23 protein-coding genes and 1 tRNA gene are annotated in these 26,498 nt (G+C 62.0%); 19 read left to right on the top strand and 5 right to left on the bottom strand.

What is annotated here, in order from left to right:
- Positions 1 to 16: 16 nt before the first annotated feature.
- The 4 genes from aroA to aroF form a co-directional block, all read right to left on the bottom strand.
- Positions 17 to 1,333 carry a 3-phosphoshikimate 1-carboxyvinyltransferase gene (gene aroA / locus Q5Q88_RS03565; protein ID WP_118653909.1) on the bottom strand — a complete coding sequence of 439 codons (1,317 nt, stop codon included), beginning with the start codon at positions 1,331 to 1,333 and terminating at the stop codon, positions 17 to 19.
- Between the two features lie 9 nt (positions 1,334 to 1,342).
- Positions 1,343 to 2,560 (bottom strand): 3-dehydroquinate synthase, encoded by a 1,218-nt coding sequence (gene aroB / locus Q5Q88_RS03560; protein ID WP_302741806.1) that lies wholly within the window; start codon positions 2,558 to 2,560, stop codon positions 1,343 to 1,345.
- 76 nt (positions 2,561 to 2,636) lie between these two features.
- Positions 2,637 to 3,563, bottom strand: coding sequence for a prephenate dehydrogenase/arogenate dehydrogenase family protein (locus tag Q5Q88_RS03555; protein ID WP_302741804.1), 927 nt, complete (start codon positions 3,561 to 3,563; stop codon positions 2,637 to 2,639).
- Positions 3,564 to 3,570: 7 nt separating this feature from the next.
- Positions 3,571 to 4,596 (bottom strand): 3-deoxy-7-phosphoheptulonate synthase, encoded by a 1,026-nt coding sequence (gene aroF / locus Q5Q88_RS03550; protein ID WP_294122059.1) that lies wholly within the window; start codon positions 4,594 to 4,596, stop codon positions 3,571 to 3,573.
- Positions 4,597 to 4,866: 270 nt separating this feature from the next.
- On the opposite strand from aroF, the gene Q5Q88_RS03545 reads away from it, so the two are divergent.
- From Q5Q88_RS03545 to rsfS, 19 genes are all read left to right on the top strand, one after another.
- Positions 4,867 to 4,943 (top strand) — tRNA-Arg (locus Q5Q88_RS03545).
- Positions 4,944 to 5,056: 113 nt separating this feature from the next.
- Positions 5,057 to 7,906, top strand: coding sequence for an HAD-IC family P-type ATPase (locus Q5Q88_RS03540; RefSeq protein WP_302741802.1), 2,850 nt, complete (start codon positions 5,057 to 5,059; stop codon positions 7,904 to 7,906).
- A complete protein-coding gene (locus Q5Q88_RS03535; RefSeq protein ID WP_302741800.1) occupies positions 7,903 to 9,069 on the top strand; it encodes a zinc ribbon domain-containing protein in 1,167 nt (388 codons plus the stop codon). Before Q5Q88_RS03540 ends, Q5Q88_RS03535 begins: the two co-directional genes overlap by 4 nt.
- Positions 9,070 to 9,141: 72 nt before the next feature.
- The gene (locus Q5Q88_RS03530) at positions 9,142 to 9,681 is read left to right on the top strand and encodes a peptidylprolyl isomerase (protein ID WP_118653905.1); all 540 of its coding nucleotides are present in this window, start codon (positions 9,142 to 9,144) and stop codon (positions 9,679 to 9,681) included.
- A 59-nt stretch (positions 9,682 to 9,740) separates the two neighbouring features.
- Positions 9,741 to 11,012 (top strand): tetratricopeptide repeat protein, encoded by a 1,272-nt coding sequence (locus tag Q5Q88_RS03525; protein ID WP_118653904.1) that lies wholly within the window; start codon positions 9,741 to 9,743, stop codon positions 11,010 to 11,012.
- Between the two features lie 115 nt (positions 11,013 to 11,127).
- Complete coding sequence (locus Q5Q88_RS03520) at positions 11,128 to 12,159, top strand: rod shape-determining protein (RefSeq protein ID WP_006721158.1); 1,032 nt, start codon at positions 11,128 to 11,130, stop codon at positions 12,157 to 12,159.
- Positions 12,160 to 12,179: 20 nt separating this feature from the next.
- Positions 12,180 to 13,154, top strand: a complete 975-nt coding sequence (gene mreC, locus Q5Q88_RS03515; RefSeq protein WP_294122062.1) for a rod shape-determining protein MreC — start codon at positions 12,180 to 12,182, stop codon at positions 13,152 to 13,154.
- 9 nt (positions 13,155 to 13,163) lie between these two features.
- The gene (gene mreD / locus Q5Q88_RS03510) at positions 13,164 to 13,733 is read left to right on the top strand and encodes a rod shape-determining protein MreD (protein ID WP_302741797.1); all 570 of its coding nucleotides are present in this window, start codon (positions 13,164 to 13,166) and stop codon (positions 13,731 to 13,733) included.
- Between the two features lie 6 nt (positions 13,734 to 13,739).
- Positions 13,740 to 15,788 (top strand): penicillin-binding protein 2, encoded by a 2,049-nt coding sequence (gene mrdA / locus Q5Q88_RS03505; protein WP_294158633.1) that lies wholly within the window; start codon positions 13,740 to 13,742, stop codon positions 15,786 to 15,788.
- A gap of 9 nt (positions 15,789 to 15,797) precedes the next feature.
- Complete coding sequence (locus Q5Q88_RS03500) at positions 15,798 to 16,979, top strand: FtsW/RodA/SpoVE family cell cycle protein (protein ID WP_302741795.1); 1,182 nt, start codon at positions 15,798 to 15,800, stop codon at positions 16,977 to 16,979.
- A 36-nt stretch (positions 16,980 to 17,015) separates the two neighbouring features.
- Entirely contained in the window at positions 17,016 to 17,909 is an 894-nt protein-coding gene (locus tag Q5Q88_RS03495) for a hypothetical protein (RefSeq protein ID WP_302741793.1), read from the top strand.
- A gap of 102 nt (positions 17,910 to 18,011) precedes the next feature.
- The gene (locus Q5Q88_RS03490; RefSeq protein ID WP_294158629.1) at positions 18,012 to 19,889 is read left to right on the top strand and encodes a TIGR03960 family B12-binding radical SAM protein; all 1,878 of its coding nucleotides are present in this window, start codon (positions 18,012 to 18,014) and stop codon (positions 19,887 to 19,889) included.
- Positions 19,886 to 20,725, top strand: a complete 840-nt coding sequence (locus Q5Q88_RS03485) for a TIGR03936 family radical SAM-associated protein (protein ID WP_294122067.1) — start codon at positions 19,886 to 19,888, stop codon at positions 20,723 to 20,725. The genes Q5Q88_RS03490 and Q5Q88_RS03485 overlap by 4 nt, the downstream gene beginning before the upstream one ends.
- Before the next feature lie 97 nt (positions 20,726 to 20,822).
- Positions 20,823 to 21,191: a 50S ribosomal protein L21 gene (rplU, locus tag Q5Q88_RS03480; RefSeq protein ID WP_294122069.1), complete on the top strand. Its 369-nt coding sequence runs from the start codon at positions 20,823 to 20,825 to the stop codon at positions 21,189 to 21,191.
- A gap of 39 nt (positions 21,192 to 21,230) precedes the next feature.
- Entirely contained in the window at positions 21,231 to 21,488 is a 258-nt protein-coding gene (rpmA, locus tag Q5Q88_RS03475) for a 50S ribosomal protein L27 (protein WP_006721167.1), read from the top strand.
- Between the two features lie 214 nt (positions 21,489 to 21,702).
- Complete coding sequence (obgE, locus tag Q5Q88_RS03470; RefSeq protein WP_294158627.1) at positions 21,703 to 23,127, top strand: GTPase ObgE; 1,425 nt, start codon at positions 21,703 to 21,705, stop codon at positions 23,125 to 23,127.
- A 1-nt stretch (position 23,128) separates the two neighbouring features.
- Positions 23,129 to 23,809, top strand: coding sequence for a nicotinate-nucleotide adenylyltransferase (gene nadD / locus Q5Q88_RS03465; RefSeq protein ID WP_118653897.1), 681 nt, complete (start codon positions 23,129 to 23,131; stop codon positions 23,807 to 23,809).
- The gene (yqeK, locus tag Q5Q88_RS03460) at positions 23,793 to 24,395 is read left to right on the top strand and encodes a bis(5'-nucleosyl)-tetraphosphatase (symmetrical) YqeK (RefSeq protein WP_294122073.1); all 603 of its coding nucleotides are present in this window, start codon (positions 23,793 to 23,795) and stop codon (positions 24,393 to 24,395) included. The genes nadD and yqeK overlap by 17 nt, the downstream gene beginning before the upstream one ends.
- Before the next feature lie 59 nt (positions 24,396 to 24,454).
- Positions 24,455 to 24,919, top strand: coding sequence for a ribosome silencing factor (rsfS, locus tag Q5Q88_RS03455; protein WP_118653895.1), 465 nt, complete (start codon positions 24,455 to 24,457; stop codon positions 24,917 to 24,919).
- A 54-nt stretch (positions 24,920 to 24,973) separates the two neighbouring features.
- Here rsfS and dinB read toward each other — a convergent pair whose 3' ends face one another.
- Positions 24,974 to 26,302: a DNA polymerase IV gene (gene dinB / locus Q5Q88_RS03450; RefSeq protein ID WP_302741786.1), complete on the bottom strand. Its 1,329-nt coding sequence runs from the start codon at positions 26,300 to 26,302 to the stop codon at positions 24,974 to 24,976.
- Positions 26,303 to 26,498 lie beyond the last annotated feature (196 nt).

Below are 26,498 nucleotides of genomic sequence, written 5' to 3'. Positions count from 1 at the left end.
CCAATTGCACCAAACGTTACTCGTCGAAGAGCTCGACGTCGCCGCCGAGCAGGCGGTAGTGGTCGAAGAACGCGGGATAGCTCTTGTTCACGGCCTCGGCGTCCTCAATTTCGACGGGGCCGTCGCAGCGCACGGCGGCGATGGCGGCCATCATGGCGATGCGATGGTCGTTATGACTGTTCACGCGTCCGCCCGCGAGGCGCTCCCTGCCCTCGATGACCAGGCCGTCTCCCTCAACACGAACGTCCGCACCCAGCTTGCAAAGCTCCTCAGCGGTGGTGACGAGGCGATTGGACTCTTTGAGTACCAGGCGGGCGCAGCCGGTGAGGCGCGTGGTGCCCTCGGCGCAGGCAGCCACCGCCGAGAGGACAGGGACGAGGTCGGGAATGTCGTGCGCGTCGAGCTCGATGCCGCGCAGACGGTCCGGACGGATGGTCGCCGTCCGCGCGTTGCGCTGGCCCTTTGCCCCAAAGAGCATGAGGGCGGCGTTAATGGCGCGATCGCCTTGAATGGAGTTGGACGAGACGCCGCGCACCGTGACGGAATGCTTGCCAAGCGCGCCCGCGCACAGCCAGAATGCGGCGTTCGACCAATCTCCCTCGACCGCGATGACGCCGGGCGTACGGTAGCCCTGGCGTGCCACGCTGAATACCGTGAGGGGAAGGCCGCCGGGCGTGGCGCCCTCTTCGATGCTCACGTTGACGCCAAAGGAAGAGAGGACATCGATGGTGAGGTCGACGTAGGGACGGCTCTCGAGCGTACCGGTTACGGCGACCTGGGTGTCACCGTCAAGAAGGGGTGCGGCGAGCAGCAGACCCGAGATGTACTGGGAGCTCACGTTGCCGGGTAACTCGAAGCGACCCGGGCGCATGCGACCCGTCTCGCGTAGGGGGAAGCCCCCCATGCCTTCAAGGGTGCAGCCTGCCGCCATGAGCTCGTCGGAGAGCGGAGCCAACGGGCGCTGTCCCAGGCGTCCTGCGCCCACGAACGTGGCGTCGGCTCCCAGCGCGCAGGCCACGGGCAACATGAAGCGCAGGGTGGAGCCGGATTCGCCGCAATCGAGCGTGCCGCCGGCGAGTGCGCGCAACAGCCCGTGTTCGAGGCTCTTGGGCATGGGGTGGATCTCGTAGCCTCCCTCGATGAGGGTGATGCGGGCGCCGAGCGCGGTGAGGCACCGAATGGTCGCGTCGATGTCCGCGCACGTGGTGTCGCAGGCAACGCGCGTGACGCCGTTGGCGAGGGCGGCGGCGATGATGATCCGGTGCGCCATCGACTTCGAGGCGATGGCGGGGACGGTGCCGGAGAGCGGTTTGGGGTTGATTCGGGCGAGCATCCATCCTCCTTAGTTTTGAGATTGCGGGTCGTATGAGCGGGCGTCGATGTGATCGGCGTTCGCGGTGTCGAGCTCCGTCTCCCGTTCCCGGGCGGGAGGCTCTTCATCGAGCTGATTCTTGAGCGCATGCGTGCAGGCGAGCCCCACCTCGAGGATGCGGCGGAACTCATCGAGGGGCGTGGGCGCCAGGGACGCGGCACCGACGCCGCGTGGCACCACAAGGTCAATCGAGGAGCCGGCGCGCTTCTTGTCGTGGAGTGCCTCCGCATACACCTCGTCGGCGCTAGCGTCGAACGCAAGTGAGAGCCCATGGCGTACCAGGAGGGAAGCCAGGCGCTCGGGGACGTCTTCGGGGCAAATCTCCGCGGTCACACTTGCGCTGGCGATGGCGACCATGCCGATGCCCACGCAGGTTCCGTGGCCCATGCGGTACTGCTCGGCGGCCTCGACACCGTGGCCGATGCTATGACCAAAGTTCAGCAGTTTGCGCAAACCGCTCTCGCGCTCATCTTCCACGACTACGGCACGCTTGATGTCGATGTTGCGGGCGATGAGCCAGGCCACGCGCGACAAGTCTTGTTTGAGCAATGCGGGCGTGAGCGGGGTGAGTTCAAGCTCCTCGAAGAGCTCGGCATCGGCGATCATGGCGTGCTTGATCACCTCGCCGCATCCGTCGGCAAACTGGCCATCGCAGAGCGTGCCCAGGCATCCCACGTCGGCGATGACGGCGCGCGGCTGCCAGAACGCGCCGGCGAGGTTCTTGCCGTGTGCAAGGTCAATGGCGGTCTTGCCGCCCACGGACGAGTCGACCATGGCGAGCAACGTAGTGGGTACCTGCACGAACGCGATACCGCGCATGTAGGTAGCTGCGGCGAAGCCCGCCATGTCGCCCACAACGCCGCCGCCGAGGGCGATGATGACGTCACGCCGTGAGAGCTGTTCCTCAGCCGCCCGTTCGAGCAGCGTCGACAGCGTCTCCATGCGCTTGTGCTCTTCGCCTGCCTCGAAGGTCTCGAGAGAGGTGGCGAATCCCGCCGCCTCGAGGCCGTCGATCACGGGAGCGGCGTAGAGGGGGCCCACGTTGGAGTCGGTGATGACGAGTGCGCGCTCGGCGGCCTCCACCACGGAGCGCGTGATCTGCCCAACTTGCTCGAGCAGGAAGGTACCCACATGCACTTGGTAGGGTTGAGGAGTGTCGATATCGAGCGTGTAGGCGGGAATCGCCATGTTGTTCTCCTTACGTGCCGGGGCCCGGGCCCTCAGGGGCTTGGGGCCGGTGGATGAAAGCCGGAAGCGGGGCGGGTTACATCCGCTCCCCTTCGTCGTCGAGCGCGCGTTTGATGCGGTCACCATCTGCGAGCAGGGCCTCGAGTGCATCTCGGTCGCGATCGACGAGCGCGCGACGCACGTCTTCGAGGTTACGCTGGAGCGTCGCGATCTCATACGCGAGGCTATCGGCATCCTCAATCATGAGCTCGGACCACATATGCGGATTGAGGTGCGCCACGCGCGTGAGATCCCGGTAGCTGCCGGCCGAGAACCCGTGGTGCTCCTGCGCCGTGGGGCTCTTGACGTAGGCGTTGCTCACCACATGGGCGAGCTGGCTCGTGAAGGCGATCACCCGGTCGTGCGCGGCCGGCGTGGTTACGGAGAACCTCCCGAATCCGCAGGGAGCGAGCAGGTCGTGGATGCGGTCGAGCATGTCGAGCCGATCGATGTCGCTCAGCTCGGGTGGTGTGAGCACCACGGGCGCACCGTTGAACAGGTCGGCATGCGCATAGGCGAATCCGGAGAACTCGGTTCCCGCCATGGGATGCGCGCCACAAAACGAAAAACCGTGCTTGGCGGCGATGTCGAACGCCTCGGAGCATACATGGCCCTTTACACCAGCGGCGTCGATAACCATAGGGGCCTTGCCACAGCGTGCAAGTTCGCCGAGCTCCTCAGCGTGGCTGCGCAGCCAATCCAGGCAGGCGTCGGGGTATGCCGCGAGGATGATCAAGTCGCACGCCGCTAGGTCGTCGTGGGTGCGGAGGAATCCGGCGAGGACATCGATACGCGCGATGGCGAGCGTGTCGGCGTCCACGTCCCATGCGCGGACGGGCCAGCCCGCCGCAGCATAGGCTCGGGCGAAGCTGCCGCCGATGAGGCCGAGGCCCACAATGCCTATGGTCGGATTCGCGACGGTGTCACGTACGTCTTCGTCAACGTTCAGTTCGGTTTGGTTCATGGGGAGCCTACGCCTCCTCGCGAGCCATGTCGGCCACGACTGAGCGCACGGCGTGGATGCGCTCCATGGCACGGTCGAATTGATCGGGGGTGAGGGCCTGCGCTCCGTCTGACCATGCATTGGCAGGATCATCGTGCACCTCGATTTCGAGCGCGTCCGCTCCCGCCGCGGTCGCAGCGAGCGCCATGGGCTCCACGTAGCGGGTGTAGCCGGTGGCGTGGCTGGGATCTGCCACCACGGGCAGATGCGTGAGTTCGTGCAGCGCGGGCACGGCGTTAAGGTCGAAGGTGTTGCGCGTCCGTGTCTCGAACGTGCGAATTCCGCGTTCGCAAAGCATGACATTGTCATTGCCCTCGCTCATGATGTACTCGGCCGCCATGAGCAATTCGTCAATAGTGCCGGCAATACCGCGTTTAAGCAAGACGGGCGTAGTGGTTCGACCTACTTCCTTGAGCAGGTTGAAGTTCTGCGCGTTGCGGGCGCCGATCTGCATGACATCGATACCGCGATCGACGAACAGCTCGACGTCGCGCACGTCCATGACCTCGGTCACGATGGGCATGCCCGTTTCCGCCTTGGCCTCGAGCAAAAGATCGAGTCCGCGCTCTCCCATGCCCTGGTACGCGTACGGGGAGGTACGGGGCTTATACGCGCCGCCGCGGAGCATGGTGGCACCTGCGGCCTTGCAACGGCGGGCGATACGAATGAGGTTCGGCCCTTCGACGGAGCACGGACCGGCGATGACCTGGAAGTTGCCTCCGCCGACCATGGCACCGCCGCAGTTCACGACCGTGTCGGTAGGGTGAAATTTGCGGTTTGCCTTTTTGAAGGGTTCCGACACGCGTTGAACGCGTTGAACGACGTCCATGGACTCGAGCAGAAACGGGTCGATCTTGGTGGTGTCGCCCACAAGCCCGATGATGGTCTCGTTTTGGCCGCGGCTTACGTGCGCCGTGAGACCCTTGCCCTCGATCCAGGAGACGATACGGGTTACGGCGTCTTCCGAGGCGTTTTTGCGCAGGATTGCAATCACGTGCTGGTCCTTTCGGTTTCAAGCAGCCGGAAGTGCCGGCAGAGTATATGGAAGTTTACATTTGAGTGTACCTGACTTGACCGCGTGCGATTCGAGGGCGTGCGCGGTGAACCAAATGGTTACATGGGCGACAAATCTCGTGCTGTCCGCTAACCTCGGCGGCCTTGGGGCTCATGCGCGTGACGAGGGGCGGTGAAGGGCGGCGAATCTTAAAGATTCTCTATTCCGGGCACCGCCATGTGCTGCCTTGGGTATAATGCTTGCCGTTGCGCGCCATTAGCTCAGTGGATTAGAGCGTCTGCCTCCGGAGCAGAAGGCCGTAGGTTCGAACCCTATATGGCGCACCATTCTAATTTTCCTCGAACCCGTGTGGGTTCGAATCCCGGGGGTCGCGAGCGCTAGGCGCTCGTGGCCTTCGTCATATGAGTCGCCTCCGCGACGAACGAAGCGATGGGAGCGTATGAACACTATGGACGCCCAAAACCCCTTTGGCGAGCGCGGGCTCACCGCGTCCGAAGTCGAGGAGCGCATCGCAGCGGGAAAGGTGAACGTCAACACGGAGCTCAAGACCAAATCCGTCAAAGAGCTTCTCATCGAGAACATCTGCACCCTGTTCAACCTCATCAACGTCATCCTGGCGGCACTCGTCATCATTACGGGCGCGTGGAAGAACCTGACGTTTTTGGGCATCGTCTTCCTTAACACGGGAATCGGCGTGGTGCAGGCGCTCCGATCCAAGCGCATGGTCGACAAGCTCACGTTGCTTGCCTCAAAAAAAGCCACGGCCCTGCGTGACGGTGCACTCGTCGAACTCGACTTGGACCAGATTGTTCTCGACGACGTCATTCGCCTCGGGCGCGGCGACCAGATTCCCGCCGACGCCGTAGTGGTCGAGGGGGAGTGTCACGTCAACGAGAGCCTTCTCACCGGTGAGAGCAATCCCATCCATAAACGCCCTGGTGACGAGCTCATGAGTGGAAGCTTCATCGATGCGGGCCTGGTGGTGGCGCGTGTGATCCACGTGGGTGCCGACAACTACGTGGCGCGCATCAACAATGAGGCGAAGTACGTGAAGAAGGTCAACTCCGAGATCATGAACGCGCTCAACGCCATCGTTCGGTTCGCGAGTGTGTTCATGGTCCCAATTGGTATCGCGTTGTTCTGTGCGAGTGCGAACAGTGCATATCGTGCCTGGTGCGCCCTTGACCCGAATTCCTTCTCGACCTTTATGGGCTGGCTTACGTCCGGTGAGTCCTGGAGCGCCATCTCGGCGGCGATCCTCTCCACGGTCGGCGCCTTGCTCGGCATGATTCCGCAGGGGCTCGTGCTGCTCACCTCGTCTGTCCTCGCCATTGCCACCATTCGACTGGCCAGGCGCAAGGTGCTTGCCCAACAGCTCTACTGCATCGAGACGCTGGCGCGCGTGGACGTGCTTTGCCTGGACAAGACGGGTACCATCACTTCCGGCCGAATGGAGGTCGAGGGTACGTACCTCGCCGAGTCCGATGGATCGGTCGTCGCCTGCTCGCGCGAAGATGGCGCGCAGCTCCCGGCAGGGGCGTCGCCCGATGCCGAGCGTATCGCCGCCCTCGATTGCGCGCTGTCCGGTATCGCTCGTGCGACCTCGGCAGATGCGAACGAGACCTGCGCGGCGATCCTTGCGCGCTACGCCGATGAGACCGTGGTGCCGCGGGCCGTTCGCACTGTGGCGTTCTCCTCTGCCAAAAAGTGGAGTGGAGCCACCTTGGTGGTGGGGGACCAGGAGCTTTCGTACGTGATGGGCGCTGCTCAGTTCGTTTTGGCGTCCGGGGACTTTTCGCGTTTTGAGCCTGCCGTCAGCCGGCTTGCCTCGAGCTGTCGCGTGCTTGTGGTGGCGCGCGTGGACGGCTTCACCGACGAAGGCGACATGATCGGAGAGGCCCGTCCTTTGGGCTTCGTCACCATTCGCGATGAGATCCGTTCCTCCGCAGCCGAGACCATACGGTACTTCTGCGAGCAGGGCGTGACCTTGAATGTCATTTCCGGCGACGATCCGCGCACCGTTTCGTCCATTGCACGCGTGGTCGGCATCCCTGGCGCCGAGGCGTTTGTGGATGCAACGACGCTCGACACGTCCGCCAAGCTCGATGCCGCCGTCGACCGCTATCACGTCTTCGGCCGCGTGACCCCGCAGCAAAAGCGCGAGCTCGTGGTCGCCCTGCAGCGGCGTGGTCACACCGTCGCCATGACGGGCGATGGCGTGAACGACGTGCTGGCCCTCAAGGAGGCTGATTGCTCGGTGGCGATGGCCGCTGGATCCGACGCTGCTCGCAACGTCGCCGAGATCGTGCTTGTTGACAACGACTTCGCCGCCATGCCCGCCGTGGTTGCGGAAGGGCGTCGCTCCATTAACAACCTGCAGCGCTCCGCGGCGCTCTTCCTTACGAAGACGCTCTTCTCCATGGGTCTTGCGGCCATGTGCGTCATCGCTCCGCCGTATCCGTTCCAGCCCATCACCATGACGCTCATCAACTTCTTCTGCATCGGGTTCCCCAGCTTCGTGCTTGCGCTCGAGCCCAATCGGTCGCGCGTGCGCGGAAGCTTCCTCGTCAATGTGCTCAAGAAGGCCCTTCCCGCAGCTGTGGGTGTACTCGTCACCTCGTTGCTTTGCATCTTGTCTTCCCGAACGTTCGGCTTTGAACAGGGTTTGCTCTCCACCATGTGCGTCATCACCACCTGCTCGGTGGGTCTTTGCCTTATCTGGCGCATATCGGTGCCGTTCACTCTGCTGCGCCGTCTATTGTTCACGTTCGTCTCCGCCGGGATCGCGGTGGGCGTGGTCGTGTTTCCCAACTTTTTCTCCATCGCGCGGCTCACGGTGTGGAGCGCCGTTCTCACCGTGGTCTTCTCCATCCTTGGCTGCGGTATCTTCTACCGTCTGGCCGATCTCATGGAGCGCTCGCCAGAGCGCACCACGCGGCTCGCGACTGGTTTTGGTCGCGGTGTGCGCGTGAGCGTACGGCGTGGGGGCGCATCCCGATCCAGGCACGTGAGCTCGACGGGGAGCTCGCTGCGTCGCGTTGCGGCGGAGGTGCGGTCTCGGGCGCAGAAGCGCGCGGCGATGCGTGAGCTCGTCCGTGCCGAGGAGCATGCCGAGGAGGGCGTCGAGCCCGCAACTCGAGCGCGGCATACGGGGAGCCCTGCTCGTCGTTACCGCGTGAAGGTGTCCGGTGGCAGTCCTTCTGTCCGGAAAAAGCGGTATCGTGTAGAACAGGCAAACGGCGGCATCCGCGTGAAGATGCCCAAGACCACCCGGAAGAAGGACCAGTGATCTGCCCCATCTGCAACGCCACCGTCAAGGACGGGTCGAACATGTGCCCTGCGTGCGGCGCCGACCTTTCGGTACCCGCTTCCTCTTCCGTCTCCGAGTTCATTTTTTGCGAGGGCTGTGGCGCCCGGTTGAATCCTCAGGACCGCACATGCCCTAAATGCGGGCGACCGGCACCGGGCATCCTCTCGCAGAATTCAGCCGCCTCCGACCTCGCCGCGGGTAAAACCGCGAGTTTTCCGCGTGTGACGTCCGAGATGATCGCGGAGGCCGTTCCAGCTCCTACGGGTGCGGGCATTCCCGATGTGCTCGCGCAGCCGTTCGACTCTGAGGCGACGAGCGTGATGAGTCTCGATGACATCGCGGGCGCGCAGGCCGCCTCTGGTGCGTCGGCACCTCGTGCCGCCGTGCGCAAGGCTTTACCGCTCGATGAGGTGGAGGCTGTGGAGGGGGACGACCCGTATGGCAGACCTCGGCGTGGGCGCTGGATCGCTCTCGTGGCCATGCTCGTGCTCGTCGCCGGTGGCGCGTGGTTCGTCGCGACCGATCCCATGGGCGTCATGCCTGGTTTCTATGAGTCCTTCGACCGCGCCGCGAGCGACATGTTCCCGAGCCGTCAGGTACCCCAGGACGAGGACGCAGAAACTGCGGATGCCCAGGAGTCGGATGAGGGCGACGAGGACGGTCAGGAGCAGGTCAGCGATTCCACGGTCTCGGAGGCAGAGGCCTTTCAGCGGCTGAGTGCCATATATGCCCAGATCATCGCGTTCCAAGATGAGATCGGGCCCGTTGTCGACACGTATAACGGGCAATACCTCGCAAAGGATCTTGCCACGAGGCAGACTGCGGCGCAGGGTGCATATGATTTGCGCGACTCCATTCAGGCGATCCTTGATGAGCTCGATGGGCTCGAGCTGGCCGAGGACACCGCGTATAGTGAGGACGTCGATAATCTCAAGCAGCTCGCAACCTGGACGTATAACCGCGTGGACGTCCTGTGCCGTTCTTGGGATATCAACCTGGCACTACCCGATGGCGAGCGTCCCGCCGACCACCAGGATGAGATCTTGGCTCCGCTGCGCGGTGTCGAGAAAGTTAACGGCAAGGCGGTCGACGTCGTGCAGTTCGAGGAAAACGTGAACGCCTGGAAGCCGGTAGAGAAATAAAGCACCCAGCTCGTCAGGTGCGGTGCGTGGTATGATATTCCCTGTATGCAACGATGACAGGGGAGGACACCCATGTTCCATAGGAAGACCCGTACCCCCGAGTATCAGATCGCAGGCGATGAGGTCGCCGTGATCGAGACTGGCAAGGGTACCATCCGCGTAAAGCTCGACAGTGATGGAGCCCCTATTCATGTGGCCAATTTTTGCGAGCTCGCCACCATGGGATTCTATGATGGTCTCAAGTTTCACCGCTACGTTCCGGGCTTCGTGATCCAGGGCGGCTGTCCCAACACGCGTGACATGACCTGTGAGCAGGTTGCCGCCGGTCAAGCTGGTCCCGATGGCCAGCCTGGCACGGGCGGTCCCGGCTGGTGCATCCAGGAGGAGTTCTCCACCAATCCGCGCAACAGCCATGAAGACGGCGCGCTCGCCATGGCTCGATCCATGGATCCCAACTCCGCTGGTTCCCAGTTCTATTTCTGCCTTGGTCCGCAGCACAACCTCGATTCCGGGTACACGGTTTTCGGTGCCACCGTCGAAGGCAAGGACGTTATCGGCGCACTTCGCGCAGGCGATGAGATCGTGAAGGTCGATATCGTCCACGGGGCATAGCGTCCAATTGCCCGCATTCGGGCCGTCCGACACCATCCGCTCGTCAAAGAGGAGCATTCGTGAACATCCAAGCTCTTGAACAGGCGCGCAACGCATATCGTACGGGGGATTTCGCCTCCGCTGCGCAGTTGTTCGCCGCCGCAAAAGACCCCTCTGAGCTCGCAGGCGAGGCAGATCACCTGCGCGGCAACTCGCTCATGCGCCTTGGCCGTTATGCCGAAGCTGTCGAGGCGTACGGCGCGGCCCTGCAGGACGGTGCCTACGGCAAGCGGGGCGCTCTGCTTACCAACCAGGGCAAGGCGCTCGTCGCCTCGGGCGATATTCGCTCCGCCGTGTCTGCCTTCTCCGCCGCGACGCAAGATGCCAGCTACGCCACACCTTACAAGGCGTATCTCGGACTCGGTGACGCCCTGAAGAAGCTCGGCAACCTCACCGAGGCGGGCGTTGCCTATCGTCAGGCCGCCATTGACGGAGCCAACCCCGCTCCCGCCGGTGCCCTTGCGAACCTCGGGGACTGCTTCGTCGCGCTTCAGCGTCCGGAAGACGCCATCGAGTCGTATCGTACCGCCCTTGATTTCGCCGGTCCACGTGACGACACCCGTGCCATCAGCGCCGGTCTCGGTCAGGCGTATGTGGCCGCCAACCGCTTCAGCGACGCTGTGGATGCTTTTGGCACCGCCACCGTCGACGGCATCTATCAGCTCACGCCCGAGCAGGCAGATGCCTACGAGCGCGCTCGTGACACGCTATCCGCCTCTTCTGCCATGGTCGCGACCACGAATGCGTACAGCACCGACATCGACCCGCTCGACCCGCTCGGCCAGTCCGGCAGCTTCATGCCCGATCCATCCGATACCGGTTTCTTCACGCTCTCCGAGCAGGAGATGGTCCAGCAGGACCGCGTCGAGACCAAGGTGCGCCGCAAGCGCCGTCACACGGGCCTCAAGGTCTTCATCGCATTGCTCGTCGTTCTCCTTATCGCTGGCGGCGGCGCTGCTTTCGCGTACACGCGCGGTTTCGGTTTCCCCTCGCAACAAGATGTGCTGACCGGCCTGTTCCAGGCCGCGACCGACGGATCCGATGCCAGCGAGTATCTTGCCTCCGGACTTGACGAGAGCCAGAAGTCCATCATCACCGCTTCCATTCCGCTGGATGCCACGCCCACCATCGAGGGCATGGACGCTGGCATGAGTGAGGCCACCGCCACGGTCAAGGTCGCACTCAAGAACGGCGGGGATATGACGTACGAGGTCGGATTCGTTCGTGAGGGCCTGGGCTGGGCCGTTTCGAGCGTCTCCACCGACTTCAACACGGAGACCTCCACCGACTAGAAGTGTGTAAGCCGTGCGTTCCTCATGCACGTCTCGTGGCGGATGGGGACGCACGGTACACTTTTGCCATACGTGCACGCAAGAGTTTGACGTAGGAGCAGACTTGTTTTCTTTGATGGACATGTTTTTCGGTCAGTACGACGGGGATCTGGCGATCGACCTCGGTACGGCCAATACGCTCGTCTCGGTGCGCGGCAAGGGCATCGTCATCCGCGAGCCTTCCGTGGTTGCCATCGATAAGAACGATGAGCGTATTCTCGCCGTCGGTATCGAGGCGAAGCGCATGCTCGGTCGTACCCCCGGTAACATCGTGGCAGTCCGTCCGCTCAAGGATGGTGTCATTGCCGACTTCGATGTGACCGAGGCCATGCTGCGCTACTTCATCGATAAGGCGAGTGAAAAGCGCTACCCCTGGACTCCGCGCCCCCGCGTGGTCGTGTGCGTCCCCTCGGGCGTCACCTCTGTCGAGAAGCGCGCTGTCTTTGAGGCGACCATCCAGGCCGGTGCCCGTCAGGCGTATCTTATCGAAGAGCCTATGGCTGCCGCCATCGGCGCCGATTTGCCCGTCGAGGAGCCTACGGGTTCCATGGTCATCGATATCGGCGGTGGTACCACCGAGGTCGCCGTCATCGCCATGGGCGGCATCGTTGTCTCCCAATCTATCCGCATCGCCGGTGACGAGTTCGACCAGGCTATCTTGCAACACGTCCGCGACGCCTATAATCTCGCTATCGGCGAGCGTACCGCAGAGGACATCAAGATCAAGGTCGGTTCCGCCGTCCCGCTTAAAGACGAGCTCGATGTCGAGGTCAATGGCCGCGATGTCATCAGCGGTCTTCCCAAGACGGTCCGTATTGAGAGCGAAGAGATCCGCCGCGCGCTCAACAAGCCGCTCGACGAGATGACTAAGGCCGTTAAGGACGCGCTTGACGCCACGCCGCCTGATCTCGCCTCGGACCTTATGTACTACGGCATCCTGCTCACGGGTGGCGGTGCCATGCTCCGCGGTCTCGACGTGCGTCTGCGTGACGAGACCGGCGTCGCGGTTAACGTGAGCCCCACAGCCCTCGACAACGTCGTGAACGGCTGTGCCCGCGTCCTCGAGGCCAACGCATTTGATGGCGGTTTTGTTCAAAGCAACGCCTAGTTGCAAGGAAAGGGTGGCTTGTGGCACATAAACCCAAGTACTCCTCAAATGTACATAGCTCACGACAATCAACGGGTGGTCGCCCGTTGATTGTTTTATGCGTCATCTCGCTCCTCTTGCTTACGTTTTACCTGCGTGAGAGCAGCGAGGGCCCCATCCATGCGCTTCGTGGCGCCGCGATGACGGTCACTTCTCCCGTGCGCATGCTCGGCAGCGCCATCGCCTCTCCCTTCAACGCCCTTGGCAATATCACGCAGAACGCGACTGCTTCCTCCGACACGCTCTCTGAACTCAAGAAGCAAAATGAGGAGCTCACTGCAAGAGTCGCTGAACTTTCCGAGGCTCAAGAGACGGCAGAGCGTCTGGAAAAGCTCGTCGGCCTCCAGTCCACGTACAGCCTTGAGTCTACGGCGGCTCGTATCATCGGGTCCACCGGGGACGCATGGAGCAATGCGGTCGTGATCGACAAAGGTTCTAACTCAGGCTTTGAAGTGGGAATGCCCGTCTGCAGCTCCGGCGGGGTGATCGGTCAGATCATCGAGGTTTCCGCAAACACCTCCACAGTCCGGCTCATTACCGATGAGCAGTCGGGGATCTCTGCCATGATCCAAAGCTCTCGTGCCCAGGGTATGTTGCAGGGCCAGGCCGATGGTACGCTTCGGCTGCAGTATGTGGTCGCCGACGCCGAGGTGTCCACCGGTGACATCATCATCACGTCGGGCATTGGCGGCACGTTCCCCAAAGGGCTGCCTCTCGGCACCGTTGCGTCCATCGATCGCGATGCCAATGCGGTGTACTACACCATCGTGGTACGTGCGCTTTCTTCGGCGGAAAACAACGAGGAGGTCTTGGTCATCACGTCGGTTGGCGAGGACCAGATCGCGTCGGAGGACGACGTCGCCACTGCGAACGCTTCACCCCAAGGCGGCTCGGACTCCTCCGATGGCCAGGACTCTGGAGATTCCGAATCCGAATCTTCGAATACGACGGAATAGGGGAGGGATATGGCACTCGAACTCAACAACTCGGGTCGCACGCGCTCGGCCCTCATCGCCACGATCGCCGCCTGCGCCGTGCTTCACCTCGCCATCGCCCCGCAGGTCTCCCTGTTTGGGGGACGGTTCAATTTCATGCTCGCGCTCACGGTCTCACTGGCGATTTCGGGAGATTCCCGTTCGCTTGTGTACATAGGTTTCTTTTCCGGCCTCTTCTATGACCTGACAACCTCGTCTCCCATCGGTTTCATGGCGCTGCTCTTGGCAATCACGGGATACGCTGTTGCTCTCATGTCGCGCGGTTTGTCTTCGGGCTTTGGCATGGAGACGATCCGCGCCGTCGTCCTGGCCGTCGTCGTGGTGAACGTCGTGTACGCGCTCGGCCTGTTCCTCATGGGCGTCGAGACCAATCTACTCCTCTCCATTGGCGTGCATGGTCTTGCCTCCAGCGTGCTTGATCTCCTCGCGTGCGTGCCCTTCCTTATGCTCGGGGGCCGGTCGTCCGGCGCCCACGGCAAAGGCGGACGTGGTGCACGCGGCCTGTCGTACGCCGGCAAGCGCTATAAGAGCTTGAGGTAGATGAGTATGGACGCGCAGCTCATCGTTATCATCGCCGGCGTTATCCTCGTCGTCGCCATCATTGGATCGCTGCTCTTCCTCAAGGGCTATTCCGGTAAGTTCACCTTTGATACCGCCAACGGTACCCGACCGCGCGCCACCGAGGGTGAGGGCAGTACGTCCGGCACGAAGTCGAATGGACGCTTCAAACTACTCACCGCGGGTGTCGGTGCGGTTTTTGCCGCTATCATCGCCAAGCTGTGGAGCATGCAGATGGTCTCCGCCGACCATTATGACAAGCTCGCGGAGCAAAATCAGACGCGCACGGTTACCACGCCCGCTCCGCGCGGACGCATCCTCGATCGCAACGGTGAGGCCATTGTGGACAATCGCGCTTCGCTTGCGCTTGTGGCGTATCGCGATCTTGCCGAGAACACGGTGGTCGTTCGTCATCTTGCCAACGTGCTGGGCATGCCCTATATGGCCGTACTCCGCAACATCCAGGACAACACCGAGGGTGCCCAGAGCCCCCACACCATCGCGAGCGACGTTCGTCGTTCCACTATTGCCTACGTTGTTGAGCACATCGATCAATTTCCCGGTGTGAGCGTGGCGGAGCGCACCGAGCGTTCGTATCCCAACGGTACGCTCGCATGTCACGTGGTGGGCTACACCGGAACAGTCACGCAAGAGCAGCTCGATGCGCAGGAGAACCTTTCGGATGAGGAGCGAGCCGGCTCCATCGATTACCAGTCGGGCGACATCGTGGGGCAGGCGGGTGTTGAGTATTATTACGAGAGCCTGCTGCAGGGCATTCGCGGCGAACAGACGGTCAAGGTCGATGCCGATGGCAACGTTACCGGGCAGGCGGGCGCCGTGCCGGCAAAGGCAGGCAGCGACATCAAGCTCACCATCGATCTTAAGATCCAGCGTGCGTGTGAGGAGGGCCTCAAGCTCGGTATGGAAGTCGCCGAGCAGACCGGCTATGAGCCCACGTGTGGGGCGTGCGTGTGCATGGATTGCACGAACGGCGAGATCTTGGGGCTCGCGAGTGCCCCTACCTTCGATCCCTCGGTGTTCGTCGGTGGCGTGTCATCAGATACATGGAATGAGCTGAATGACGACGAGGGCGATCATCCGCTGCTCAACCGTGTAATTGGCGGTTTGTATATGTCAGCCTCCACCATCAAGCCCTTTACCTCGCTTGCGGGCATGGAGTACGGCGTGTACACGGCCGACATGTCTTCCAATTGCACCGGCTGGTGGACCGGCTTGGGCGAGGCATGGGGCAAGAAGTGCTGGCTCGAGACAGGCCATGGCACGCGCAACCTTGAGACGGGAATCCGCGATTCGTGTGACGTGGTCTTTTACGATCTGGGCAAGAACTTCTTCTACAGTGAGAAAAATCCAGAGGGCCTGCAGGAAATGTACCGCCGCTGGGGTCTTGGTGCCAAGACGGGTATCGACCTCCCCTCCGAAGCTGAGGGGCGTGTGCCCGATTCTGCTTGGAAAGAGGAGTACCGCAAGGATTGGAGTGCCGACCAGCGTGCATGGAACGCCGGTGATATGACCAACATCGCCATTGGCCAGGGCGATATCCTCGTCACTCCGCTGCAGATGGCCACTGCGTACTGTGGTCTCGCCATGGGTGGCGTGGAGTGGACCCCCCATGTCCTGCTCTCCGCCGTCGCGCGCGACGGCGAGGGCGATGCGTACACGTATGAGCCAAAGAAGCGGCTGACGGCCGAGATCTCGACGGCCGGGGCGCTGGATGTGGCGTACCGTGGCGTCCATTCGATGATTTATGAGGAATCCGCGGTGACCGCCGCCCACTTCACCAACCTTCCCGTCCAGGTCGCCGGCAAGTCCGGCACGGGCGAGAAGGACGGCGAGGATCCATACGGCTGGTTCATCGCGTATGCCCCCTTCGACGATCCCAAGTACGTGGTGTGCGCGATGCTTGAGCGTGGTGGATTTGGCTCGACGTGTGCCATGCCGGCCGTTCGCACAGTCTTGGGAGCCCTGTACGATTCCCCCGACGACGCCGCCTACACGGCCGGCGACAGCACGAGGTAGGTGATTCTTTTGGCCCTCGATTCCCTTTCGCGTGTTAATAAGCACATGAGCTCCGATAGGGGCGGCTTTCGTCAAAAGGTCAATGTCCCCGTACTGGTTGCATGGCTTTGCCTGCTGGCGTATGGCTCACTCGTGATCTGGACCGCATCGCTCACCATCGCCGAAGCGTCGTTTACGCGCCAATTGGTGGGCATCGGCTTGGGTGCCATCCTCGCGTTCCTCTGCTGGCGTTCGGACTTTTCCGGCCTGGCGGGCATGACCACCATCTTGCTCGTGGTCGACCTCATCGTGCTGTTCAGCCCCTATATCCCCGGCTTGTCGTACAACGCCAAAGGCATGACGGGTTGGATCAAGATTCCGCTCATTGGGTTGACCTTCCAGCCGGTCGAGCTCGCCAAGATCATCACGATCTTTTTCATGGCGTCCCTCGGTGCGCAGTACAACGGGCGTATCGACAGCGTGCGCGAGTACGCCAAGCTCTGCGGCATGCTCGCCATACCCTTTGGGGCCGCCGTCGTCGCCGGCGACTTGGGCAGTGGTTTGGTCGTGTTCTTCTCCGGGGCGTGCATCATCATGATGAGTGGACCGAAGAAAGAGTGGGTGCTTTGCACGATTGCTCTATTGGTCGGAGCCGTTTCGCTCTTGCTCGCGCTCGACTCGGTTCTCGATAGCATGCTCGGCAAGGACGTGCTGCTCAAGCAGTATCAGATGAATCGCCTGCTGGTGTTCATCAATCCGGAATCCGATACGAGCCAGTCTGGGTATAACCTCTTGCAATCGATGATCGCCGTGGGTTCGGGGGGCTTCTTTGGCAAGGGCATCGGCAACGCCTCGCAATCCGGCGCGGGTTTTTTGCCCGAGGCGCATACCGATTTCATCTTCGCCCTGCTCTCCGAGGTGTTCGGCTTCGCGGGGGCGCTCGTCCTGCTTGCGTTCTTCGCCTTGCTCATCTTCGGCACCATTCGCATCGCCCATCAGTCGGATTCATTGTTCTTGCAACTTGCCTGCATCGGCATCGTGGGCATGTGGACGTTTCAGCTCTTGGAGGAGGTGGGGATGTGCATTGGGCTCATGCCCATCACCGGCATTCCCTTGCCCTTCGTCAGCTTCGGCTCATCGTCCATGCTGATGCAGTGCGCCGCGTTCGGCATCGTCCAGTCCATCTGGCGCTCACGCGGCAAGGCCCGTTAGCTTCGGACTTTTGCCGCTGAAAGAAAGTAGGTTTCTATGGGTATTCCCATCGATTCGATCTTGAATACGGTCAAGCTCGGTGCCTCCGTTCGCGGAGAGGCAGATGTTTCTGTGCGCGTCGCGGTGTTCGTTGATGCAACCGCGACTCCGTTCCTGATTGACGCGATCCGGGAGGCGTTTGTTCCACAGACCACCTCCGCGCTCGTGCGCGTGGAGCGCCTGGGTGAGGCGCCTGCGTCGGCCAAAGATGACACCGACGTGTCGATTGTTCTTTCGTGCGGCAGCGTGCGTCTTCAGGAGCATGTGCAGGAGCTTGTGGTCTGTGGTGCTCCGGTCGTGGTGCTTTCGGAATCAAGCGTCGAAGTTCCGTTCATTCGCCATGACACACGCATGCTCGGCCTGATCGCCGCCACCGATAAGACGTATCTGCTCGATACGCTCGCGCGTTGGATCCTCGAGCGTACCGAGAAGCAGAGTGCGTTCGCCGCGAACTTCCCGTTCATGCGTATCGCGGCGGCGAATCGCGTTATCGCGTCCGCTTCGCTCGGCAACCTTGCCACGGGCGCCTTGTTCTTCATGCCCGGGGCCGATTTTCCCGTCATGACGGTCGCGCAGATGGGCATGATGCTGCAACTTGCCGCGATTTTCGGTAAGCCGATGCGATTTGAGCGGGCGTATGAAGCCGCCGGTATCCTGATGGCGGCTTTGGCGATGCGTGCCGGCACATGCGTGCTGGTCAGACAGGCAGGGCATGCGAGCTTTTTGGTCAAGGCGATGGTGGGCGGCCTGGGTACCTACGGCATCGGCCGTGCGCTTTGCATCCTGTACGAGCGCGATGTGGACTATTCGCGCTTGAACGACGCCGTATCTGGAGCCGTGGGGCGTATGAAGGGCCTTGTCGTCGCCCGCCAGGACCCCGTGCGGGCGTAAGCCCCTGCGACCGGAGATGTGGTCGGGCGTGCCCAAATGGCACCCACGCCCGATACACACCGGAACCCGTGTATCCGTTTCGACCTGTTAGGAGACATCGCCGTGCGCGTTGCCTACGAAAACCGCTTCTCGGAGCTCGAGCCACTTTTGGCACGCGTCGAGAAGCCCACGCGCTACATCAACCACGAATGGGGTGCTCTGTATAAGCCCGAGGCCGAGCACCGCTGTGCGCTCATCTACCCGGATGTCTATGAAGTTGGTCTGCCCAACCAGGGCATTGCCATCCTGTACCGTAACCTCAACGAGGCAGAGGGCCTTTCCTGCGAGCGCGGTTACATCCCTTGGGTCGACATGGCCGATGAGATGCGGGCCGCCGGCATCCCGTTGCTCTCACTTGAGGGCGCGGCGCCCATCGCATCCTTCGACGTGGTGGGATTCCACGTCCCGCACGAGATGGCCTGCACCAACTACCTCGAGGGCCTCGACCTCGCCGGCATTCCGCTGCATGCGGCTGACCGCGGCGAGGACGACCCCATCGTCATCTGCGGCGGACCGTCCGTTTACAACCCCGAGCCCCTCGCGCCGTTTTTCGACTGCATGATGATCGGCGAGGGCGAGGAGCAGATCGTCGAGTTCTGTCAGCGTCATCGCGAGCTGCGCGACGCTGGTGCCTCCCGTCACGAGATGCTCCGCGAGCTCTCGAAGATCGGCGGCGTCTACGTCCCCTCCCTCTACGAGGTGCGCCACGACGAGCCCTGCTCGCCTCACGGCTACACGGTCCCGCGAGAGGGCGAGGACGTGCAGCCCGTGGTCTACAAGCGCGTGGTCAAGGACTTCGGCGCCACCAACCCCGTGCCCCAGGCCGTCGTCCCCTACATGCAGATCGTCCAGGACCGCCTGTGCGTCGAGGTGCTGCGCGGCTGCGCCCGCGGGTGCCGCTTCTGCCAGGCCGGCATGACGTACCGCCCGGTGCGCGAGCGCTCCGCCGACCAGGTGGTCTCCGCCGTGACGGGCGGGCTCGCCCATATGGGTTACGACGAGGTCTCCCTCAACTCCCTCTCCACTACCGACCATTCCAAGTGCGCCGAGATCTTGAACCGCCTAAACAGGCGACTAGGCGATACCGGCATCTCCATCTCCGTGCCGTCGCAGCGCCTCGACTCCTTCGGTGTCGACATGGCCGCCGCCGTGGCGGGGGAGAAGAAGGGCGGTCTCACCTTCGCACCGGAGGCGGGCAGTCAGCGCATGCGCGACATCATCAACAAGAACGTGACCGAGGAGGACCTCGAGCGCGCCACCCGCGCGGCCTTCGAGGCCGGCTGGCGTCGCATCAAGCTGTACTTCATGATGGGGCTGCCGGGGGAGACCGACGAGGATATCGTCGCCATCGCCGAGCTCGCCGACCACACGCTCGAGATCGCGCGCGAGGTCGTCCCCAAGGAGCAGCGTGGCGGCATCTCCGTCTCCATTTCGGTGTCGGTGTTCATCCCCAAGGCCCATACCCCGTTCCAGTGGTGCCCGCAGCTCGACGACGCAGAGGTGAAGCGCCGCCAGCAATTGTTGTTCCACTCGGTCAAGAACCGTGCCGTGCGCATCCACTGCCATGACGCCGCTACCTCGCTCGTCGAGGCGGTCATGAGCCGCGGCGGGCGTGATATCGCCCCCCTCATCGAAGGCGCCTGGAGGCGCGGCCAGCGCTTCGACGCGTGGACCGAACAGTTCGAGCTCGAGCGCTGGGAGGAGGCGGCTTCCGAACTCGGCATGGACTTGAGGGCGCTCGCCCAAGAGTCTTTCGAGCTCGATTGGCACCTTCCCTGGGAGCATGTGAGCCCCGGCGTGTCCCGCGGGTTCCTCCTGCGCGAATATCGCCGCTCCCTCGAGGGCGTCACCACGCCCGACTGCACGCGCGAGTCCTGCACGGGCTGCGGTGTGTGCCCGACCCTGAAAGCCGATAACGTCTTGGTTGGTGAGCGCGCATGACGAACGCATCCGAGCCCACGCTTTTCCGCCTCCGCGTGGCCTATCCCAAGTTGGGGCGCCTCAAGTATCTGGGGCATCTCGAGTTGATCCACACCGTCGAGCAGATCGTGCGCCGCGCCAAGCTTCCCTATGCGGTTACCCAGGGCTTTTCGCCGCATATGCGCATCGCCTACACCTCCGCGCTGCCCGTGGGCACGTCCTCCACGGCCGAGTATTTCGACGTGTATCTGACGGAGCTTGTTCCCGCCGAGGTCGCGCTGAAGCTCCTGCAGGGCGCTGCCCCCGTCGACCTGCGTCCCCTTGGCGCGGCGTACGTGGAGCTTCGTCGCCCGGCGCTCACAGCGGAGATCAACGAAGTCCACTACCTACTTGAGGTTTTCGTCAACCCCGGGTTTTCCGTGACGGACGAGGCGGTCTCGCAGGTCCTCTCTGGGTGGTATGACCAAAGCGCCGAGATCCCGTATCGTCGAGGCAAGAAGACCAAATCCCTGGACGTTCGCCATCTGCTCAAGGGCTGCAGCCACCGCGTTATGCCCGATGGTCGCATCTGGCTCGAACTCAACACACGCTGCGACAACGAGGGCTCGCTTCGCCCCGAGATTATCGTGGCCGCCCTCGATCAAGCGCTACGTGGGCTTGAGCCGGGCGTCGACGAGGAGATCGTCTCCACCGGTATTCAGAAGCTCATGACTATTTCGTCGTATAATGTCGAGCGCTGCTCACAGCGTATCCGCATAGACGACGCGAGTGAGGTCCACCCGCTGGGCCATGAGCTTGAGGCACCAGAGGGGAGCCTTACGGCGCGTAGCGCAGCGGAGGCTTTGTCGAACCTGTGAATATGCAGGGAAAACGTTGTATTAATCCGTTGACGTGCCACAAACCACCTGATACCATATCCGACTGTTGCACAACTGATGCATGAAGGGCAAGAATATGTACGCAATCGTTTCTACTGGCGGCAAGCAGTATAAAGTCGCCACCGATGACGTCATCACCGTCGAGAAGATCGAGGGCGAGACCGGTTCCAAGGTCGAGCTCGAGGTTATCTTCCTCAACGACGGCAAGAAGATCGTCACGGATCCTGCCAAGCTCGCCAAGGCTAAGGTCACTGCTGAGATCCTGGAGCAGTTCAAGGGCGAGAAGCAGCTCGTCTACAAGTTCCACAAGCGCAAGCGCTATCACCGTCTCAAGGGCCATCGTCAGCAGCTCACCAAGCTGAAGATCACCAAGGTCCAGGCCACGTCCCGTGCCGCCAAGAAGACCACCAAGGTCGAGGAGCCCGAGGCTCCCATCGCCGAGTAGACGCACCATTTGTAAGTAGTTAGAGAGCAGGTACCTGACATGGCACACAAAAAAGGTCTCGGTTCCTCCCGCAATGGTCGCGACTCCCGCGGCCAGCGTCTGGGCACCAAGCGTTTTGACGGTCAGACCGTGAAGGCCGGCGAGGTTCTCGTCCGCCAGAACGGCACCCACATCCACCCCGGCGAGAACGTCGGCCGTGGTAAGGACGACACCCTCTTCGCGCTTGTCGAGGGCAAGGTTAAGTTCACCAAGGGTCTTAAGCATCGCGTGAACGTGTACCCTGCCGTCGAGGCGTAATTCACCCTTTTTGCATTTGCATCTTGAGCAAGGCTCTCGCTTGGTGCGGGAGCCTTGTTTTTATGTGTACCCGCGAGTTCTGCCACTGGGGACGCACGCCTTTGTGGCGCAGTCTTTTACTATGGGATACATTGATGCGCTGCGTGCCAAAGGGGTACGTCCCCATTGGCACGCGCGTGGCTATATTCGATTGATCTTACAAGGAAGGGGCGCCATGTCCCAGTTCACCGACATTTGCCGCATCAACGTCAAGGGCGGCGACGGCGGCGCGGGCTGCATGTCGTTCCGCCGCGAGGCGTTTGTGCCCAAAGGCGGCCCGGACGGCGGCGACGGCGGTCACGGCGGAGACGTCGTCATCCAGGCCGATGCCCAGCTTTCCTCGCTTATCGATTATCGGTTCAAGCACCACTTCCGCGCCGAGGCGGGCACGCATGGCAAGGGCTCCAAAAAGGACGGTGCCGATGGTCGCGACCTCGTGCTGAAGGTCCCCATGGGTACGGTTATCCGTGAGCTCGATCCCAGCACGATGGAAGCGAGCTATGAGATAGCCGACCTCACGCATGATGGAGAGCGCGTCATCGTGGCCCCGGGTGGCACGGGTGGCTTGGGTAACCCGCATTTCGTCACCTCCACGCGCCGTGCCCCCGCGTTCGCCCAGAAGGGCGAGCCTGCCATCGAGCACTGGATCGAACTTGAGATGAAGCTCATGGCCGATGCCGCACTCGTGGGTTTCCCGAGTGTTGGTAAGTCTTCCCTCATTGCCCGCATGAGCGCCGCTCGTCCCAAGATTGCCGACTATCCGTTCACCACGCTCGTGCCGAACCTCGGCATGGTCCGCGCGGGCGAGTACTCCTACGTGGTTGCCGACGTCCCCGGTCTCATCGAGGGCGCTGCCGAGGGCAAGGGTCTGGGTCACCAGTTCCTTCGTCATGTTGAACGTACGGCGCTCATCTTGCATGTGGTCGACATCACGGGCAGCTACGAGGGACGCGATCCGCTCGAGGACTATCGCATTATCAACGATGAGCTGCGCCGGTACGCCTCTGAGCTTGCGGATCGCCCGCAGATCGTCGTGGCCAATAAGTGCGATGCGAGCGGTATGCAAGATCGCGTCCAGGCCCTCAAGCAGGCAGCGCTCGCCGACGGGCACGAGTTCTTCGCCGTCTCCGCCCTCACCGGCGCCGGCCTTCAAACGCTCATGCTCGCTTGCGGTGAGCGCGTGAGTGAGCTGCGTCGCGCCCTCGCCGAGGAGCAGGCGGCTGCTCCTGCGTTTGATGATGAGAAGTGGGAGCGTGCTCGTAAGGCCCGCGACAAGCGGTTCCACGTTGAGCAGGAGGAGCTGGGTGCCTGGCGCGTCACCGGCACCAACGTTGAGCGCATGGTTGTGCAGACCGATTGGGAGAACGAGGAGGCCATCATCTATCTCCAGCACCGTATGGCGCGTATGGGTGTGGACGATGCGCTTATCAAGGCGGGATGCAAGAACGGCGACGAGGTACGCATCCTGGGTTACGCCTTTGACTTCGAGGGCATTGAGGATGACGATGCCGAGGATGAGTTCAACGACCTCGAAGGCCTTGTCGAGGTTGTGGATCTTGACGATGCGCCTCTCGGCGGCGATACCGAGGATGCTGAGTAGGATGGAGACTCCCAGCCGCTTGCTGCCCTCGCTTGGCTCAGATTCCAAACGAATCTATCGCCTCGGCATCATGGGCGGCACGTTCGACCCCATCCACTACGGGCACCTGGTGACCGCCGAGCAGGCTCGCGAGGCGCTTGACTTGGACCTTGTCCTGTTTATGCCTGCTGGTTCGCCGGCGTTCAAGCAGGACAAGCGTGTGAGTGACCCCGAGGACCGTTACGCCATGACGGTCCTGGCGACGGCGGCCAACGCCGCGTTCTACGCGAGCCGCTTCGAAATCGACCGTCCGGGCGTCACGTACACCGTCGACACCTTGAGTGAGCTTCGCCGGCACTATCCAGATAACGTCGAGCTGTATTTTATTACCGGAGCCGACGCCATCATCGACATTCTGGCATGGCACGATGCCGACCGTCTCGCCTCACTCGCGACTTTGATCGCTGCGACCCGCCCGGGGTACGACATCGAGACCGCTAAGTCGCGCATCGCCGCCTCGGGCATCGATTTCGACGTTCGTTACATCGAGATTCCCGCGCTCGCCATCAGCTCCTCGAACATTCGCGAGCTCGTGGCCTCGGGAAAGAGCGTCCGCTATCTGACGAGTGAGTCCGTGATGGGGTATATTCGCAAGAACGATCTGTACGTACAGGAGGGGAGCGGCAATGGCCATGGTGCATGATCAGACCGCCGAGCTCGAGCGCGTTCGCAACATGCTCGAGGTTCGAATGAAGGAAAAGCCTCGGCGTTATCAGCATTCGCTCGGCGTTGCCCGTACGGCCGTGGACCTCGCTCGTGCCTACGAAGTGGACGAATACCATGCCGCATTTGCCGGGCTTACGCATGATTGGGACAAGGTGCTGGATGATCATGAGCTGCTTGCCCGTGCCGCCCAATACGGCGTCAAGGTGACCGGATCTCCCACGCGCGCGGTCGGCCTGTTGCATGGGCCCGTCGCCGCCCACGAGCTGCCGCATATCTTTGAAGGCATCGCTCCCGAGGTGTGCCAGGCGGTCGCCCGTCATACGGTAGGGGCGATCGACATGACCCCGCTCGATATGGTCGTGTTCATTGCCGATGCGATCGAACCGGGTAGACGTGGCGATTATGCCGAGCGTCTGCGCGCTCTGGTGGGGTCAGCGCCACTGGAAGAACTGTTCTTCCAAACGTTCGCCCAGGGGCTTGTGTATGTTATCTCCACAGGTCGCTATCTGTACCCAACCGCAATTGACATCTATAATGCGTACGCAGTGAAACGTTCGAGATAGCGCCCGTGTGTCATGTGGGGACGTATCCCTTGGCACGCTTTAAACATGAAAGGTATTCAATGTCTGATATGACCGATGCCCAGCTTCTTGAGTATGCCGCCGGCTTGAACGCCAAGCCCGTTGAGGATGGGGAGGGCCCTGCCTCCGTTGATCGCTCCTCCGCCTCGCTTTCCTCTTCTGGCGTGCCCGCGATCGAGGTCGCTCGCGCTGCGGCTGACGCCGCCTCCTTCAAGGGTGCCGAGGACATCTGCATCATCGATCTTACCGAGCTGTCCGACGTGTGCGATTACTTCGTGATTGCCACCGGCAGTAATACGCGTATGGTCGATGCGATCGTCGATGAGGTCGAGGAGCAAGTTGCCAAAGCTTGCGGCGAGCATCCGTTCTCCATTGAGGGGCGCGAGGAGCGCAATTGGATCCTCATGGACTACGGCTCGGTTATCGTGCATTCCTTTACGCCTGAGGCACGCGAGTACTATCGCTTGGAAAAGCTCTGGGGCGATGCTCCCGTCGTCGAGCTGTAGAGCCCTCCGGCCGTGCGGTGCAATTGGGGACGTACCCCACTTGCACCATGCCGGCTAGTCGGTCGGTTTGTTTTGGTTGAGGAACTTGGCAGGGTCGACGAGGTCGCCGTTGAAGCGGGTGGCGCGGCCGAAGCTGACAGCATCGGTACCGAATTTCTCACGCACAGCGTCGAGCGTCACAGCCAGATCGCGCTTGTCGCTCGCCATGGCGCCCCGCTCGTCAACCTCGCAAAACAAATCGGTCTGGATACCGGCACCGTCGATGCCGAAGTCACTCACGCCTACACCGGCTAGGCGCACGTGCGTGCCCACGCTCCAGATACTCTCAAGCAGTTCGCAGGCAACGGCTCCGAACACGTTCTCGTCGTCGGTCGCATGGGTGAGCTTGCGCTGAATCGTCCGCCCCTCGCCGAAGGAGTACTTGAGCTTGAGTGTGACGGTTCGGCCCGCGAGGTTCTTACGGCGCAACCTTCGCCCTACGGATTCGGAGAGCAGGTGGATCGCCGACTTCACGTCTGTTACATCCGTGAGGTCCCGAGAGAACGTCCGCTCGTTGCTCACCGACTTCACGTCCTCGGGCGCATCGATAGCGGAGACTTCGCTCACTTCCCGTCCAGCAGCGCGTAGACGCACCAGCTCGGCATTGACGCCGAAGATGGGGGAGAGAAGCGTATTCGAGGCTCCAGCGAGCTGCCCGAGTGTACGGATGCTCACTTTATGAAGGGCACTTTCCGCAGCCTTGCCGATGCCGCTCATGGCTCGGACAGGCAGTGGTGCCAAGAAGCCTTCCTCGGTGCCGGGAAGCACCACGGTGAGACCGCGTGGCTTTTCGCGCTCGCTGGCGATTTTTGCCACTGTCTTATTACGGCCCAGGCCAATTGAGCAGGTGATTCCCAGCTCCGCCACACGGTCAGAAATCCGACGGGCGATGGCTATTGGGCTTTCGCGGGTAAAACGTCCAGGCGAGATGTCGAAAAATGCCTCGTCGATGGACACTTGTTCCACGTAGGGAGTCTCGTCTGCCAAAATCGCCATGACCTGCGTACTCATCTCGCGATAACGCGCGAAATGCCCTGGCGTCCAAATGGCATCGGGGCAGAGGCGCGTTGCCTGCGCCGAGGACATGGCGGAATGGACGCCGTACGTACGTGCCTCATACGAGCAGGTGGAGACCACGCCGCGTTTCTCGGGGCTGCCACCCACGATAACCGGCTTGCCGCGCCATTCGGGATGATCGAGCTGCTCCACGCTCGCGAAGAACGCATCGAGGTCCAAAAGCCCGATGGCGGGGCCACTCCATGTGCCAAAGAGCACATCGGAAAACGCCGCAGAATCGAGGGCTTCGTCGTTGCCATGCCAAAGGGGCGCGTTTCCAAAGGACACGTCGTCTTCAAAAGAACCGTATGTATGTTCGATATTGCTCATACGATGAGTATAGCCAAAACACGGGATGTACGCTGCGTGAAAGCAAGATTCCACCCTTGCATTCCCGCAAATCTTAGATAAGATACTGGATTGCTTGCGACTTATCTGCACGAAGCCGGTCTCAAATGCTTCCCGTCAAGTCGTTGGGCGAAAG

The organism is uncultured Collinsella sp. (assembly GCF_959026545.1).
Lineage (GTDB): Bacteria > Actinomycetota > Coriobacteriia > Coriobacteriales > Coriobacteriaceae > Collinsella.
This window is presented reverse-complemented; position numbering and strand designations above follow the sequence as displayed.

Coding starts and splice junctions, on each gene's coding strand:
- aroB (WP_302741806.1), bottom strand. CDS start 2,560: ATGGCGATTCCCGCCTACACGCTCGATATCGACACTCCTCAACCCTAC.
- Q5Q88_RS03495 (WP_302741793.1), top strand. CDS start 17,016: ATGGGTATTCCCATCGATTCGATCTTGAATACGGTCAAGCTCGGTGCC.
- yqeK (WP_294122073.1), top strand. CDS start 23,793: ATGGCCATGGTGCATGATCAGACCGCCGAGCTCGAGCGCGTTCGCAAC.
- obgE (WP_294158627.1), top strand. CDS start 21,703: ATGTCCCAGTTCACCGACATTTGCCGCATCAACGTCAAGGGCGGCGAC.
- rpmA (WP_006721167.1), top strand. CDS start 21,231: ATGGCACACAAAAAAGGTCTCGGTTCCTCCCGCAATGGTCGCGACTCC.
- mreD (WP_302741797.1), top strand. CDS start 13,164: ATGGCACTCGAACTCAACAACTCGGGTCGCACGCGCTCGGCCCTCATC.
- aroA (WP_118653909.1), bottom strand. CDS start 1,333: ATGCTCGCCCGAATCAACCCCAAACCGCTCTCCGGCACCGTCCCCGCC.
- nadD (WP_118653897.1), top strand. CDS start 23,129: ATGGAGACTCCCAGCCGCTTGCTGCCCTCGCTTGGCTCAGATTCCAAA.
- Q5Q88_RS03530 (WP_118653905.1), top strand. CDS start 9,142: ATGTTCCATAGGAAGACCCGTACCCCCGAGTATCAGATCGCAGGCGAT.
- Q5Q88_RS03520 (WP_006721158.1), top strand. CDS start 11,128: ATGGACATGTTTTTCGGTCAGTACGACGGGGATCTGGCGATCGACCTC.
- rsfS (WP_118653895.1), top strand. CDS start 24,455: ATGTCTGATATGACCGATGCCCAGCTTCTTGAGTATGCCGCCGGCTTG.
- mrdA (WP_294158633.1), top strand. CDS start 13,740: ATGGACGCGCAGCTCATCGTTATCATCGCCGGCGTTATCCTCGTCGTC.
- Q5Q88_RS03485 (WP_294122067.1), top strand. CDS start 19,886: ATGACGAACGCATCCGAGCCCACGCTTTTCCGCCTCCGCGTGGCCTAT.
- Q5Q88_RS03555 (WP_302741804.1), bottom strand. CDS start 3,563: ATGAACCAAACCGAACTGAACGTTGACGAAGACGTACGTGACACCGTC.
- Q5Q88_RS03540 (WP_302741802.1), top strand. CDS start 5,057: ATGAACACTATGGACGCCCAAAACCCCTTTGGCGAGCGCGGGCTCACC.
- rplU (WP_294122069.1), top strand. CDS start 20,823: ATGTACGCAATCGTTTCTACTGGCGGCAAGCAGTATAAAGTCGCCACC.